Annotated in this window: 7 protein-coding genes and 1 tRNA gene; 2 read left to right on the forward strand and 6 right to left on the reverse strand. The window is 73.0% G+C overall.

Translation table 11 applies throughout. The features are described from left to right. Position 1 precedes the first annotated feature (1 nt). Together ACF059_RS18945 and ACF059_RS18950 are read left to right on the forward strand one after the other, a co-directional pair. Positions 2–1,024, forward strand: a complete 1,023-nt coding sequence (locus tag ACF059_RS18945; RefSeq protein WP_392058389.1) for a glycosyltransferase — start codon at positions 2–4, stop codon at positions 1,022–1,024. Further along, on the forward strand, positions 1,018–2,034 hold the full coding sequence (locus ACF059_RS18950; protein ID WP_392058392.1) for a hypothetical protein: 1,017 nt from the start codon (positions 1,018–1,020) through the stop codon (positions 2,032–2,034). Before ACF059_RS18945 ends, ACF059_RS18950 begins: the two co-directional genes overlap by 7 nt. Positions 2,035–2,646: 612 nt before the next feature. Here ACF059_RS18950 and ACF059_RS18955 read toward each other — a convergent pair. The 6 genes from ACF059_RS18955 to ACF059_RS18980 all read right to left on the reverse strand — a co-directional run bounded on the left by ACF059_RS18955 (position 2,647) and on the right by ACF059_RS18980 (position 14,500). Further along, a tRNA-Thr gene (locus ACF059_RS18955) sits at positions 2,647–2,720 on the reverse strand. 165 nt (positions 2,721–2,885) lie between these two features. Further along, a complete protein-coding gene (locus ACF059_RS18960; RefSeq protein ID WP_392058395.1) occupies positions 2,886–4,454 on the reverse strand; it encodes an alpha/beta hydrolase in 1,569 nt (522 codons plus the stop codon). 237 nt (positions 4,455–4,691) lie between these two features. Then, positions 4,692–5,906, reverse strand: a complete 1,215-nt coding sequence (locus ACF059_RS18965) for a DNA polymerase III subunit delta' (RefSeq protein WP_392058398.1) — start codon at positions 5,904–5,906, stop codon at positions 4,692–4,694. A 71-nt stretch (positions 5,907–5,977) separates the two neighbouring features. Then, the gene (gene tmk / locus ACF059_RS18970; RefSeq protein WP_392058401.1) at positions 5,978–9,262 is read right to left on the reverse strand and encodes a dTMP kinase; all 3,285 of its coding nucleotides are present in this window, start codon (positions 9,260–9,262) and stop codon (positions 5,978–5,980) included. 332 nt (positions 9,263–9,594) lie between these two features. Continuing rightward, the gene (topA, locus tag ACF059_RS18975; RefSeq protein WP_392058404.1) at positions 9,595–12,408 is read right to left on the reverse strand and encodes a type I DNA topoisomerase; all 2,814 of its coding nucleotides are present in this window, start codon (positions 12,406–12,408) and stop codon (positions 9,595–9,597) included. A gap of 565 nt (positions 12,409–12,973) precedes the next feature. After that, positions 12,974–14,500 carry a methyltransferase gene (locus ACF059_RS18980; RefSeq protein ID WP_392058407.1) on the reverse strand — a complete coding sequence of 509 codons (1,527 nt, stop codon included), beginning with the start codon at positions 14,498–14,500 and terminating at the stop codon, positions 12,974–12,976. Positions 14,501–14,702 lie beyond the last annotated feature (202 nt).

Genomic DNA, 14,702 nt, shown 5'->3' on the forward strand with positions numbered 1-14,702 from the left:
CGTGCTCGTCGGCGTCTGCGACTTCCCTGGTAGCTACGCCTTTCCACCCGCCGGATACGGCGGGATCGAACGATGGCTGTGGGCGGTCGCCGTAGGCGCCCGTGCCGCAGGCGCCGACGTACACCTCCTCGGGCCGGGCTGGCTCACGGACCTGGAGCACGACTGGGTCCGCAAGCCGGTCCGCCTGGAGGACATCTCCACCGGATCGCTCGCCGAGCGCGAGCTGCGCGACACGGGTTACGACCTCCTGGTCGTCGGCCACGAGCACCCGTCGCTTCCGGCGTGGACACGCACCTGGAACGAGCTGGACTGCGACGTCGCCACCTTCCAGCACTCGCCCGTCTTCCAGCACAACACCACCGCCTTCGACGGCCAGCGTTCGCGGCTCTACTGCTACTCGCCCGAGATGATCGAACGGTACGCGGATCACCGGCCGATCCCTGAGCTGGCCGTCCATCTCGGCCTCGACGAGGAGGAGCCGCCGGCCACCGCGGGCACCGATCTCGTCTGGCTCGGCCGGATCGACGAGGAGAAGGCACCGCACATCGCCGTGCGGGCGGCCCAGATCCTCGGTCGCCGCATTCGGATCGTCGGTCCCGTCTTCGACGAGGCGTACGTGCGGCGCCACGAACGGCTCTTCAGCGCCGACCACGTGAAGTGGATCGGCGAACTCGGCGGCCCTGCCAAGACTGCAGCCATCGCCGACGCCTCGGTCTTCGTCTACACGTACGCCCGCACGTACGTGGAAGCCGGCGCCGCGGTCTTCGGTGAGTCCCTCCGCGCCGGCACTCCTATGGCCGCCCTGACCTGGCGCGAAGGAACCTGCGCCCACGCCGCCCTGTGCGAAGAGACGGGCGCGGTCGCGGTCGTCGACCCCAGGGAGGAGGATGAGACGGCGGCACGAAGGCTTGCCGACGCGATCGAACGGGCGGAAAGCCTCGATCACCAGCGTGTCCAGGCGATCGGGATGCAGCGCTTCGACCCGGCGTGCCACTTCCAGGCGATGTCGGCCCGATCGTGCTGACCCGCGCGGCCGGCACCGTCGGAGACGACCTGGCCCAGCGGATACCCGGCGTATTGAGCGCCGCGTTAGGCCCCCACTGGGAGTTCACCGCCGACGGCCCCCACATCGAGATTCTTCACCCGCACCGGGGGAGCCCCTACCGGCCGCCACGCAGATCACCCACGTGGAGGGCGATCCTCAACTCTCTGGAAGCCGGCTTCGCGCGGGACGGCGCCCCACGTGACGCCTGCCTCCCACTCCGGTGGGGCAGGGAGACCGAACTGACGATCTCCGCCATCCAGGCACTGGACCCGGTCCTCAAGGACGGCCAACCCCGCACGTATAGAAGCGGATTCATCCCGCAGCCGGTCGTCCGCTTGACCGGCCAACGGGACGCGGAAGGCCAGTTGATGGACGGCTTCCTGACATCCTTCGTCAACGTCTCCCGAGTCCAACCCGTAGGCGGCCTCGACGAGTACGGCACCATCCTCGACGGCTGGCTGACTGTCCTCTCCCAACTCGGCTTCCACGCACGGCACCTGAGCATCTACGGAATGGTCACGCCGTGGTGCCGACGGCAGGTCGAAGGCATCACACTGCGCTTCCGCCACCTGGACCTCACCCTCGGCGACATCGTCCTCCTGTGGAACACGGATCACCCGGACCGGATGGTCGTTGACCTCGGCACTGGGCTGGAACGCCTGGTCTGGGCGCGTACCAGGGCGAGCTGGCACCCCCTGATCTTTGGGCGCTTCGCGCAGATGGCGACCCCATCGACGCTGGATGCGATCCGTACCGCCACGCTCCTGCTCGGCCACGGGATCGCCCCAGCGGCTCGGGGTGCCGGCGGAATCACACGGCGCGTCATAGGCGCCATCGATCCCGAAGCCACCCCCCTCGGCGTCAGCGCCATGGTTCGAGCCGCCTACGACTACTGGTCGCTCTTCGGTGCCTTGCGTGCTCCATGGCCGGAGATCGCTCGCGTCATCGAAGGAGAGGGAGAGGCGACGCGCTCGGCCCCGGCGGCATAGAAGTTGCGTGCAGCGCTCGTTCTCCCCCAAGCCTCGAAACGGCTGAAGCTGGTAGGTCGAGCCGAAAACGCGCAGGTCGACTGATGGGGTGCGGGGTTCTTCTGACCGAAAATCCATCACTCACGGTGATCAATTTTTTACATGCTGTCGGTGGTGCGTGCTGTCATACGACCGGCGCGGGGATGCACCAACGGTCTTGGACAGAGGGGGAATTCCTTCATGGCGGTTCAGCTTCGGACCACGTTCGGGGTGACGTTCCGATGTGGGCGCCGACACGGTGGCATGTGGAATCAGCCGCGGTAGGCGTTGCCGCGTGCACGGCGCACCTGTCCGCTTCCTCCGGCTCGGCGCAGCTGGGCGGGACTCGATGAGCCGCCGCCCGGCGCGGCGCACTGCCCGGCGTCGACGGGCCCTTGCGCTGGGTTCCGTCGGCGATGCGGACGTTGCCGGGCTTGATGCCGAGCTGCGGCAGCATCGAGCCGAGGGCTGACAGCCGCTCCGCTCACGCATCGCTCACGCAAGCACTTCCACGGCCTCCCCGTCGTGCGGCTCGGTATGCCCCGGGCATGAAAAAACCCCAGGTCACGGCGAGTGAGTCCTGGGGTAATTCCGAGCCGCCTTCGGGATTCGAACCCGAGACCTACGCATTACGAGTGCGTTGCTCTGGCCAACTGAGCTAAGGCGGCACCGCTGGGAGACAAGCATTCCCTTCGAGAGGGGCGCTCATCAGCAGCGGCGCTAAGTCTACAGGGTGTGAGGGGGTGCCCTGAACCGGGTTCTGGTCGGGTGAGGCGCACGTCACCTATGGGGGCAGTCTGCGCATATCCGGCTTGCGGCCGTGCGCCCGCGGCTCAGCACTTCTTGCCGTCCGTGGGGGCCTTGCCCTCCAGGAGGTAGCGGTTGATCGAGGAGTCGATGCAGTCGCTGCCGCGCCCGTACGCCGTGTGGCCGTCGCCGTCGTAGGTGAGGAGGGTGCCCGACTCCAGCTGGGCCGCCAGTGCCTGCGCCCACTTGTACGGGGTCGCCGGGTCCCGGGTGGTGCCCACGACCACGATGGGCGGGGCGCCCTCGGCCTTCAGCGGCTTCGCCTGGCCCGTGGCCTTCACCGGCCAGTACGTGCAGTTCAGCGAGGCCCAGGCCAGGCCCTCGCCGAAGACCGGGGAGGCCTTCTCGAAGGAGGGCAGGGCGGCCTCGACCGCTTCCGGGCCGGTGAAGGCCGGGGGCTGGTCGAGGCAGTTCACGGCGGCGTTCGCGAACATCAGGTTGGCGTACTTGCCGTCCGGCTCGCGCTCGTAGTAGCTGTCGGCCAGGCTCAGCAGGCTGGAACCGTCGCCGTTCATCGCGGCGGTGAGCGCCTCGCGCAGCTGCGGCCAGGCGCTCTCGTCGTACAGCGCCGCGATCACCCCGGTGGTCGCGAGGGATTCGCCCAGCGGGCGGGCCGCCTCCCCCGTGGGCACGGGCTGCGCGTCGACCTTGTGGAAGAACTCCTTGAGGCGCGCCGCGACCTCCCGGGGGCCGCCCTTGCCCAGCGGGCAGTCGGGCTGCTTCGCGCAGTCCTCGGCGAAGGCGGTGAAGGCGGTCTCGAAGCCCTCCGTCTGGTCCCGGTTCAGGTCCACCGCGGACCGCGCCGGGTCCATCGCGCCGTCCAGGACCATCCGGCCGACCCGCTGGGGGAAGAGATCCGCGTAGGTCGCCCCCAGGAAGGTGCCGTACGAGGCACCGACGTACGTCAGCTTCTTGTCGCCCAGCACCGCGCGGAGCAGGTCCATGTCCCGGGCGGCGTCGACGGTGGAGACGTGCGGCAGGATCCGCTGCGAGCGGCTCTGGCAGCCCGCCGCGAACTCCTTGAAGGCGCGCACCAGCTCGGCCCGCTCCGCCGCGTCGTCCGGGGTCTGGTCCACCTGCGTGTACGCGTCCATGGCCGGGCCGGTCAGGCACTCGACGGGGCTGCTGCGGTCCACTCCGCGCGGGTCGAAGGAGACCATGTCGTACCGGGCGCGGACCGGCGCGGGATAGCCGATGCCCGCGTACGCCTGGAGGTAGCCGATACCGGAACCTCCCGGGCCACCGGGATTGACCACCAGCGAGCCGAGCCGCTTGCCGGGGCCCGTGGCCACCCGGCGCGCCAGCGCGATGTCGACGTCCTGGCCGGAGCCGGGGTTCGCGTAGTCCAGCGGGGCCTTCATGGTCGCGCACTGGAAACCGGGGACGCCGCAGTCCCGCCAGGCCAGCTTCTGCTGGTAGTACGGGCGCAGCGCGGCCTCGTCGGGGGACGGCTGCGGCGACGGCGTGCCGGAGCCTCCCGCGGAAGACGCGGCGGCCCGGGGTCCTCCCGGCCCGCCCGAGGTGCACCCGGAGAGCAGCAGCCCGGCGGCTGCGATCACGGTCCCGGTGGTACGCAGCAGGCGACTGGTGTCCATCCTCGGAGCGTACGGCCTGTCGGCGCGGGTCCGGCGGCTCCCCGCACCGGTCCGCCGCGCGCCTTCCGTGGACCGCGCCGGGCAGGACACGGACGCGGCCCGTCCCGGTGCGGCGGCCGGTCCGCCCGTACGGGTGAACCCGTCAACCGGGCATGGACCCCCGGTCGGGGCGGGGCGGCCCGTGCGAGGCCGCGCCCCTCGCCAGGCCAGCCCTTGCCGAGGCCATCCCTTCGCGGGTCAGCCCGCGCGCAGGGACATCGTCATCGCCTCGACGGCGAGGAGCGGGGCCACGTTCCGGTCGAGGGCGTCCCGGCAGGCGATGATCGCCTCGATCCGGCGCAGGGTCCGCTCGGGACCCGAGGCCCGGGCGATCCGGTCGAGGTCCGCCCGTATCTCCTCGTTGGCGATGGCCACCGACGAGCCGAGCTGGAGCGCCAGCACGTCCCGGTAGAAGCCGGTGAGGTCCGTCAGCGCCAGGTCGAGGGTGTCGCGCTGCGTCCGCGTACGGCGGCGCTTCTGCCGGTCCTCCAGCTCCTTCATCACGCCCGCCGTGCCGCGCGGCATCCGGCTACCGGACCCGCCCGATCCGGCCCCGAGCGCGGCCCGCAGCTCCTCGGTCTCCTTGGTGTCGACCTCCTCCGCGACCTGCTTGGCGTCCTCGGCGGCGGCGTCGACGAGCTCCTGCGCGGCCTTGAGGCAACCGCCCACGTCGTCGATGCGCAGCGGGAGCTTCAGGACGGCGGCGCGGCGCGAGCGGGCGGACTCGTCGGTCGCGAGCCGCCGGGCCCGGCCGATGTGCCCCTGGGTCGCCCGGGCGGCGGCCGCGGCGACGGCGGGCTCGATGCCGTCGCGCCGGACGAGCACCTCGGCGACGGCGTCGACGGGCGGCGTGCGCAGCGTCAGGTGCCGGCAGCGGGAGCGGATCGTCGGCAGCACGTCCTCCAGCGAGGGCGAGCAGAGCAGCCAGACCGTCCGCGGAGCGGGCTCCTCCACGGCCTTCAGGAGCACGTTGCCGGCGCCCTCGGTGAGCCGGTCGGCGTCCTCCATGACGATGACCTGCCAGCGGCCCACGGCCGGCGAGAGCTGCGCCCGGCGGACCAGGTCGCGGGTCTCCTTGACGCCGATGGACAGGAGGTCGGTGCGGACGACCTGCACGTCGGAGTGCGTGCCGATCAGGGCGGTGTGGCAGCCGTCGCAGAAGCCGCAGCCGGGCTCACCGCCGAGGGCGCGGTCGGGGCTCGTGCACTGCAGGGCGGCCGCGAAGGCCCGGGCGGCGGTGGACCGCCCGGAGCCGGGCGGTCCGGTGAACAGCCAGGCATGGGTCATCTTGGACGCCGCGGGCGGTGCGGTCCCGTCCGTGATGGCCGTGACCAGCGCGTCGGCGTCGCGGGCGGCGGCGGCCAGCTGCGTCTGGACCCGCTCCTGTCCCACCAGGTCGTCCCATACGGGCATCCCGCCCACCACCTTTCACTCTCCGTGCACCCATTGTGGCGGGCGCCACTGACAATCCGGTCCCGCCGAGGTCAGCGGCGGCGGCGCGGTCCGCGTTCGCCGTGTCCGGCGTCGTCGCCGTCCTCGTCGTCCCGGTGACGACCCAGCAGCTCGTCCGCGAGCGTCGGCAGATCGTCCAGCGGGGTCTCCTCGGCCCAGTCCGGGCGGGCGCGGCGCGGGCGGCCGTCCTCACCGAGGACGGGAAGCTCCCGCGTGCGGTCGTTGCCCGAGTCCCGGACGTCGTTGCCCGAGTCCCGGAAGATGTCCGACGGCACCCGGTCGGCCGGGTTCTCCTCGGAGCGCCGGGCCGTCGGCCGCGAGGCGGACCGCGCCTGGCCGGCGCCGCTGCCGGTGCCGGTGCCACGGCCACTGCCGCTCCCGCTGCCGCTGCCGCTGCCGCGTGAACCGGTCTGACCGCCCGTCTGCGGGCCGTCCGGGCGCACAGGCGGCAGCACCGCCGTCTCATCGGCCGGGCCGACCCTCGGCAGCACCGAGGTCTCGGCGGCGGCCTCGGAAGCGCCGTCCCGGCCGGCCGCCGGGTCGGCCTTGGGCACCGGCACGGTCTGGGTGACGTCGTCCGGCCGGACGACCCGCTTGACCAGCGGGGTCTCCACCGTCACCGCGTCGTCCGGGTGCGGGTACTGCGGTTCCTTCGTCATGGGCACCTTCGGAGCGGGCTCCGCCACGGGAGCCGCCGCGGCGGCCGCAGCAGCAGCGGCCGCGGCCTTCGCCGCCGCCTCCGCCGTCGCCGCCTCGACCAGCCGGCGCTCCTCCTCGGCCTTCAGCAGGGCCTCCTCGGCGCGCCGCTGCTTCTCCAGCCGCCGCTCCTCGGCCTCGGCCCGCAGCCGGGCCTCCTCCTCGGCCTGCTTGCGCAGCCGCTCCTGCTCCGCCGCGCGCGCCTTCTCCTCGGCCTCCCGGCGCAACCGCTCGGCCTCGGCCCGGGCCCGGGCCTCCTCCTCGGCGCGCAGCCGCTCCTCCTGCGCCCTGCGGGCGGCCTCCGCCTCGGCCTTGATGCGTGCTTCCTCGGCCTCGCGGGCCTTACGGGCCTCCTCCTCGGCCCGCAGCCGCTCCTCCTCCGCCTTGCGCGCCGCCTCTTCCTCGGCCTTGCGCCGCGCCTCCTCCTCGGCGCGCCGACGGGCCTCCGCCTGCGCGGCCACTTCGGCCTCGGAGAGCGGAAGCATCCGGTCCAGCCGGTGCCGTACGACGGTGGTCACCGACTGCGGATCCTGACCGGCGTCGACCACCAGATAGCGGCCGGGGTCGGACGCGGCGAGCGTCAGGAACCCGGACCGCACCCGCTGGTGGAACTCAGCCGGCTCCGACTCCAGCCGGTCGGGCGCCTCCGTGAACCGCTCCCGCGCCGCCTCCGGCGACACGTCGAGCAGCACGGTGAGGTGCGGAACGAGCCCGTCGGTCGCCCAGCGCGAGATACGGGCGATCTCCGTCGGGGACAGGTCGCGGCCGGCGCCCTGGTAGGCCACCGAGGAGTCGATGTAGCGGTCGGAGATGACGACGGCGCCGCGCTCCAGGGCCGGGCGCACCACCGTGTCCACGTGTTCGGCGCGGTCGGCGGCGTACAGCAGCGCCTCGGCGCGGTTCGAGAGTCCGGCGGAGGACACGTCGAGCAGGATCGAGCGCAGCCGCTTGCCGACCGGGGTCGCCCCCGGCTCGCGCGTCACCACGACCTCGTGGCCCTTGCCCCGTATCCACTCGGCCAGTGCCTCGACCTGGGTGGACTTGCCGGCTCCGTCGCCGCCCTCCAGGGCGATGAAGAAGCCGGTGGCGGACGGGGCCTGTACGGGCTCCCCGCCGCGCAGGGCCTCGCGCAGGTCACGCCGCAGCGGGACGCCGCTGCGGTCGTCGGCCTTCGTCAGCACCACCACGGCGACCGGCAGCAGCAGGGCGCCGACCAGCATCAGCGTGAAGGCGGCGCCGCCGTGCGCGAAGACGATCTCGGCACCGGTCAGCCGGTGCGGGCCGATCACCGCGGCCAGGACCGGGGCGATGACGGCGCCGAGCGCGATGGCGACCCGTACGGCCGCGTGGAGGTGCTCGGTGACCCGGGACCGGCGCAGCTCCTCGGTCTCCTGGTCCAGCAGCGTGTGACCGGTGTTGGCCGCGACGCCCGCGGCGGCGCCGGCGAGCAGCGACAGGAACAGCACGGTCGCCGTGTCCGGGACGAGGCCCGCCAGCAGCAGCGCGACGCCGACCACCGCTATGGCCAGCGCCAGCTGGCGGCGCCGGGACAGCCCGGGCAGCACCTTGCCGGCCTGGTTCGCGCGGATGCCGACGGCGGTGCCGCCGACCAGCGCGAGGACGAACAGCGCGAACGCGGCCGGGCCGCCGCCCAGGTCGAAGGCGTGCAGGACGGACACGGCGACGGCGCTGGACACCGCTGCGGCGACCGCGGCGCAGGCCAGCACGAGGAGCGGGATGGCACCCGTACGGCCCTTGTCCGGACGGTCGCCCGCCTTCGGGGCGCGCAGGCCCTCCAGCGGGGACCTCGGCCGCGGGGTCGCCGCGGCGGGCAGCACGAGGGGGAGCAGCAGCGAGACCGAAGCGGCGAAGAGGCCGGAGGCGACGTACGAGCCGAGCGCGGCCTGGTTCGCGGCGAACCAGTCCACGCCGAGCCCGAGCGCCTTGCCGACCAGGGTCGCGGCGAGCAGTGCGGCGGCGGCGACGGGCAGCGCCGCGAAGGCCGTACGCAGCGTCAGGCGCCGCAGCGCGTCCAGGTGGTCCGGGAGCGGCCGCACGGCCGCCCCCTCCGGCGGCGGCGCGGGCAGCAGGGCGGGCGCCGCGCTCTCCTTGGCGAGCGTCCACAGCCGCTCGGCGGCGCCGGAGACGAAGACGGTGGCCAGCAGCGCGGTGAGCGCGTGGGCCGGGATCCAGTCGAGCCACAGCGGGGCGACGACGAAGAGCCCGAGGCGGACCCCGTCGGCTCCGATCATCGTCCAGCGGCGGTCCAGCTTGCCGCCGGGGGCGAGGAGCCCGGAGAGGGGGCCGAGGAGGACCGCGCCGAAGATCAGGGTGGCGAGGATCCGGACGCCGAAGACCGCGGCGACGGCCAGGGCCGCGCCTCGGTATCCGCCGCCGAAGCTCGCTTCGGAGGCCGCTGCCTGGAGTGCCAGGAGGACCAGCACCAGGAGGGCGAGGGCGTCGCCGATTCCGCTCACCAGCTGGGCGCTCCACAGCCGGCGCAGCCGGGGAGTGCGCAGCAGTGCGCGCACCGCACGCTCGCGGGAATCCGCGGCTAGGGCTTCGTCGTAGGTGGGGTTCGCCGGGGCGGTCACGACCGCCGGCTGCTCGGCTCGCGTCATCCGCCCAGCCTATCCGCTGCGCTTGGCGGGTGCGGAAGGCTGTGGACAAGGTCCGCTGTGACCTCGGCCCGGGGCTGCGCCCCTTGGCCCCGGCGCGGTCGACGCGTGCGGCGCCGCCGCGCGAGCGGCCCGGGCTGCGCCCGGCTTTCGGGGCTCCGCCCCGGACCCCGCGCCTCAAACGCCGGCGGGGCTGGAATGACCCAGCCGGCCTGGGCTGCGCCCGGCCTTCGGGGCTCCGCCCCGGACCCCGCGCCTCAAACGCCGGCGGGGCTGGAATTGCGCTCCGCGCAACCCAGCCCCTAGCGTCCAGCCGCTGGCGGTGCCGCGAGCGGCTACTCGTCCGCCGGGGTCGTGGCCGCCTTCTTCGCCACGGTCTTCTTGGCCGTCGCCTTCTTGGCGGTCGTCTTCTTCGCCGCCGTCGTCTTCTTCGCGGCGGCCGTCTTCGTCGCCGTCGCCTTCTTCGCCGGGGCCTTCTTGGCCGGGGCCTTCTTCGCCGTCTTCTTGGCCGGGCCCTTGGCCCGCTTCTCCGCGAGCAGCTCGTAGCCCCGCTCCGGCGTGATCGTCTCGACGTCGTCGTCCCGCCGCAGCGTCGCGTTCGTCTCGCCGTCCGTCACGTACGGCCCGAAGCGGCCGTCCTTGACCACCACCGGCTTCTCGCTCACCGGGTCCGTGCCCAGTTCCTTCAGCGGCGGCTTGGCCGCGGCGCGGCCGCGCTGCTTCGGCTGCGCGTAGATCGCCAGGGCCTCGTCCAGCGTGATCGAGAAGAGCTGGTCCTCGGTCTCCAGGGACCGCGAGTCCGTGCCCTTCTTCAGGTACGGGCCGTAGCGGCCGTTCTGGGCCGTGATCTCCACGCCCTCCGCGTCGACGCCGACCACGCGCGGCAGCGACATGAGCTTCAGCGCGTCGTCCAGCGTGACCGTGTCCAGGCTCATCGACTTGAAGAGCGAGGCCGTCCGCGGCTTGACCGCGTTCTTGCCCGTCTTCGGCGTGCCATCGGGCAGGATCTCCGTCACGTACGGCCCGTAGCGACCGTCCTTCGCGACGATCTCGTTCCCGCTGACCGGGTCCTTGCCGAGCGCGAACTCGCCGCTCGGCTTCGCGAACAGCTCCTCCGCGTACTCGACCGTCAGCTCGTCCGGAGCCATGTCGTCCGGCACGTCGGCCCGCTGGTGGCCCTCCGCGTCCTTCTCGCCCCGCTCCACGTACGGCCCGTAGCGGCCGACCCGCAGCACGATGCCTTCGCCGACCGGGAAGGAGGAGATCTCCCGGGCGTCGATCGCGCCGAGGTCCGTGACCAGCTCCTTCAGGCCGCCGAGCGCGTCACCGTCGGCCGGTACGACCTCCGAGGCGTCCTCCGCGCCGAAGTAGAACCGCTTCAGCCACGGCACGGACTGGGCCTCGCCCCGCGCGATGCGGTCGAGGTCGTCCTCCATCTTCGCGGTGAAGTCGTAGTCGACGAGCCGGCCGAAGTGCGTCTCCAGCAGGTTCACCACGGCGAACGAGAGGAAGGACGGCACGAGCGCCGTGCCCTTCTTGAAGACGTAGCCGCGGTCCAGGATCGTGCCGATGATCGACGCGTACGTCGACGGGCGGCCGATCTCGCGCTCTTCGAGCTCCTTGACCAGCGAGGCCTCGGTGTAGCGGGCCGGCGGCTTGGTCGAGTGGCCGTCCGCCGTGATCTCCTCGGCGGCGAGCGCGTCGCCCTCCCCGACCTGCGGAAGGCGCTTCTCGCGGTCGTCGAGCTCCGCGTTCGGGTCGTCCGCGCCCTCGACGTACGCCTTCATGAAGCCGTGGAAGGTGATCGTCTTGCCGGAGGCGGTGAACTCGGCGTCCCGGCCGTCCGACGCGGTGCCGCCGATCTTCACGGTGACGCTGTTGCCGACCGCGTCCTTCATCTGGGAGGCGACGGTCCGCTTCCAGATCAGCTCGTAGAGGCGGAACTGGTCGCCGGTCAGACCCGTCTCGGCGGGCGTGCGGAAACGATCACCCGAAGGCCGGATCGCCTCGTGCGCCTCCTGCGCGTTCTTGACCTTGCCGGCGTAGACGCGCGGCTTCTCCGGCAGGTAGTCGGCCCCGTAGAGCTGCGTGACCTGCGCCCGAGCCGCCGACACCGCGGTGTCGGACAGCGTGGTGGAGTCCGTACGCATGTAGGTGATGAAGCCGTTCTCGTACAGCTTCTGCGCCACCTGCATCGTCGCCTTCGCACCGAAGCCCAGCTTGCGCGAGGCCTCCTGCTGGAGCGTCGTCGTACGGAAGGGCGCGTACGGGGAACGGCGGTACGGCTTGGACTCGACCGACCGGACCGCGAACGAGGTGTCCGCCAGGGCGGCGGCGAGCGCCCGCGCGTTCGCCTCGTCGAGGTGCAGCACCTCGCTCTTGAGCTGCCCGTTCGAGCCGAAGTCGCGGCCCTGCGCGACTCGCTTGCCGTCCACCGTGTTCAGGCGGGCGGTCAGCGTCGAGGGGTCGGACGCGTCACCGGCACGCCCGGTGGAGAAGGTTCCGGTCAGGTCCCAGTACTCGGCGGAGCGGAAGGCGATGCGCTCGCGCTCCCGCTCGACGACGAGGCGGGTGGCCACCGACTGGACGCGCCCGGCGGACAGCCGCGGCATGACCTTCTTCCACAGGACCGGCGAGACCTCGTAGCCGTAGAGGCGGTCGAGGATGCGGCGGGTCTCCTGGGCGTCGACCATGCGCTGGTTGAGCTCGCGCGGGTTGGCGACGGCGTCGCGGATCGCGTCCTTGGTGATCTCGTGGAAGACCATCCGGTGGACGGGGACCTTGGGCTTGAGGACTTCCTGCAGGTGCCACGCGATGGCTTCGCCCTCGCGGTCCTCATCGGTGGCGAGGAAGAGTTCGTCGGACTCGGCCAGCAGCTCCTTGAGCTTCCTGACCTGGGCCTTCTTGTCGGCGTTGACGACGTAGATCGGCTGGAAGTCGTGCTCGACGTCCACGCCGAGGCGGCGGACCTCGCCGGTGTACTTGTCGGGAACCTCGGCCGCGCCGTTCGGGAGGTCGCGGATGTGCCCGACGCTCGCCTCGACGACGTATCCGGGGCCGAGGTAGCCCTTGATCGTCTTCGCCTTGGCTGGGGACTCGACGATGACGAGTCGGCGGCCGCCCTTTGCGGTCTCGCTAGTCGGGGACAACTTGGCTCTTCTCTCCGGTCGGCACTCGGTCGCAGTACGGCGACGCTGCGGAGTGTGACGGTACAACCCGCCCCCGTGTCAAACGGCAGAAGCCCGCAACGGCCACTCGAACGGTAACCCGACAAGTGCGGTTTCTGCCGCCCGGATGTCGCGGCGGAGCCTTCCCGATCACCGGGCCGGGTGGCCGGGGGGCCGTCTGGCCCCGCTCCCGCGCCGCCCCCGAGGGCCCGATCCGGGCCGGTCGCAGCCCCGCACCGCCCCCGCGCGGCGCGCCGTGGCGCGAGGACCCGGCCGGAGCCGCCGACCGGCCGCGGCCGCGGTACGACCACGACGGGGCGCGCGCCTCCCGCCACCGGTGCACGGTGTGGGGCGCGCGCCCCCGTCCTGGCCTGCTGAGCGGCCCCGAACTGCGGGAACACCGTCGCGGCGAAGATCGCCGGACCGTTTCCCCGCGGTTCCCCTCTTCCCCCGGGCCACCCTCGGGATCCCCCCGGATCCCGCTGCGCAGGACACTGCCAGCCGGGGGGATACAGCGGGCGAACCCCGGGTTACATTCCGGTGCCGGCTACTGCGCGGGCCCCGCCACGGGCTCCAGGAAACCCTGCTCCACGAGCATCCGGATGGCCTCCGGGGTGCGGTCCCGCAGGACGATGGGGTCCTCCTGCATCAGCTGCGCGATCGCGTCCAGGATCCGGCCGGCGGGCAGTGAGCCGTCACACACTCCGGCGAAGCCCGCGCCCACGGTGTCGACCTTGGTGGCGCGCCGCATCCCGCGGTGCTGCCGGAGCACGACGTGCTCCGGGTCCTCCGCGCCGGGCGCGCCGACCTGCTCCTGGACCACTTCCGCGGCCAGGGTGAAACGGGCTTCCAGCAGGGCCGCGTCGTCGTGCTCGCGCAGGTAGTCCTGGCGGGCGAAGTGGGCCAGGACGCTGTCGCCGAGCGGCTGCTCCACCGTGTGCGGCCACTCCTCGATCACGATCGAGGGCTCGGGCGCGTCGGAACGCCGCAGGGTGATCCAGCCGAAGCCGACGGACTTCGTCTTGCGCGCCTCGAACTCGTCCAGCCAGTCCTCGTACCGGCGCGCGTACTCGGCGGGGTCGCTCTGGTGGTCGCCCGCGTCGCGCAGCCACAGCTCCGCGTACTGCGTGACGTCCTGTACGTCACGCTGCACGATCCAGGCATCGCAGCCGCGCGGCACCCAGGAGCGGAGCCGGTCCTGCCAGTCCTCGCCGTCCACGTGCTGCCAGTTGCCGAGGAACTGCGCGTAGCCGCCCGGGTTGAGGTGGGCTCCGGCCTGCTGGACCAGGGTCCGGCACAGGTCGTCGCCGCCCATGCCGCCGTCGCGGTACGTCAGCCGGGCGCCGGGTGAGATCACGAACGGCGGGTTCGAGACGATCAGGTCGTACGTGGCCTCGCCGACCGGCTCGAAGAGCGACCCGGTGAGGAGCTCGGCCTCGGGCGCGCCGGACAGGGCCAGCGTCAGACGGGTGAACTCCAGGGCCCTGGGGTTGACGTCGGTGGCGGTGACCCGGGTGGCGTGCTGGGCGGCGTGCAGGGCCTGGATGCCCGAACCGGTGCCGAGGTCCAGGGCGGAGCCGACCGGGGTGCGGACGGTGATCCCGGCCAGGGTGGTGGAGGCGCCGCCGACCCCGAGGACCACCCCCGTGCCCGGCTGGCGACCCCGGCTGCCGATGCCGCCGGCCCCGCCGACGGCGCAGCCGAGGTCGGAGACGATGAACCAGTCCTCGCCGTCGGGGCCCCCGTACGGGCGTACGTCGACGGTGGCGTGCACCTCGTCGCCCTCGCTGCGCAGCCAGCCGTCGGCCAGGGCCGCCTCGATGGGCAGCGCGGCCGCGGCGTGCACGTACGGCACGGGCTGCTGGAGCAGGAACAGCAGGACCAGGCTCGCGAGCGGGCTGTCGCCGCCGCCACGGGTGGCGCGCAGGGCGGGCACCGTCTCGCTGCGGGCCAGCGCGGCGTAGGCGGGGGCGCCGAGCAGGTCGAGCAGGCCGTCGGCGGTGAAACCGGCGGCCAGCAGGGCGCTGCGGAGCTCGGCGGCGTGGGCGGGCGTGGGAAGGCTGCTGGTACTCACGGGTCCATTGTGTCCGCTGGGGCCCGTCCTGCGGGTCAGCCCGGGCCCGGACGTGCGAAAGGGCGGCCGCGGGCCCCTTGCGGGACCCCGGCCGCCCTGACGGACGTACGCGGCGGGCCTGGCGGGCGTACCGGCCGGGCTGACTCGGTGTACCGGCCGGGCTGACCGGCGTACGGCCGACCCGACCGCGTACCGGATGCCC

This window comes from Streptomyces sp. NPDC016562 (genome assembly GCF_043076955.1).
Taxonomy (GTDB): Bacteria; Actinomycetota; Actinomycetes; order Streptomycetales; family Streptomycetaceae; genus Streptomyces.

Excerpts from the sequence above, each read along its gene's own strand:
- ACF059_RS18960 (WP_392058395.1), bottom strand. The coding sequence starts at position 4,454 with ATGGACACCAGTCGCCTGCTGCGTACCACCGGGACCGTGATCGCAGCC.
- ACF059_RS18965 (WP_392058398.1), bottom strand. The coding sequence starts at position 5,906 with ATGCCCGTATGGGACGACCTGGTGGGACAGGAGCGGGTCCAGACGCAG.
- tmk (WP_392058401.1), bottom strand. The coding sequence starts at position 9,262 with ATGACGCGAGCCGAGCAGCCGGCGGTCGTGACCGCCCCGGCGAACCCC.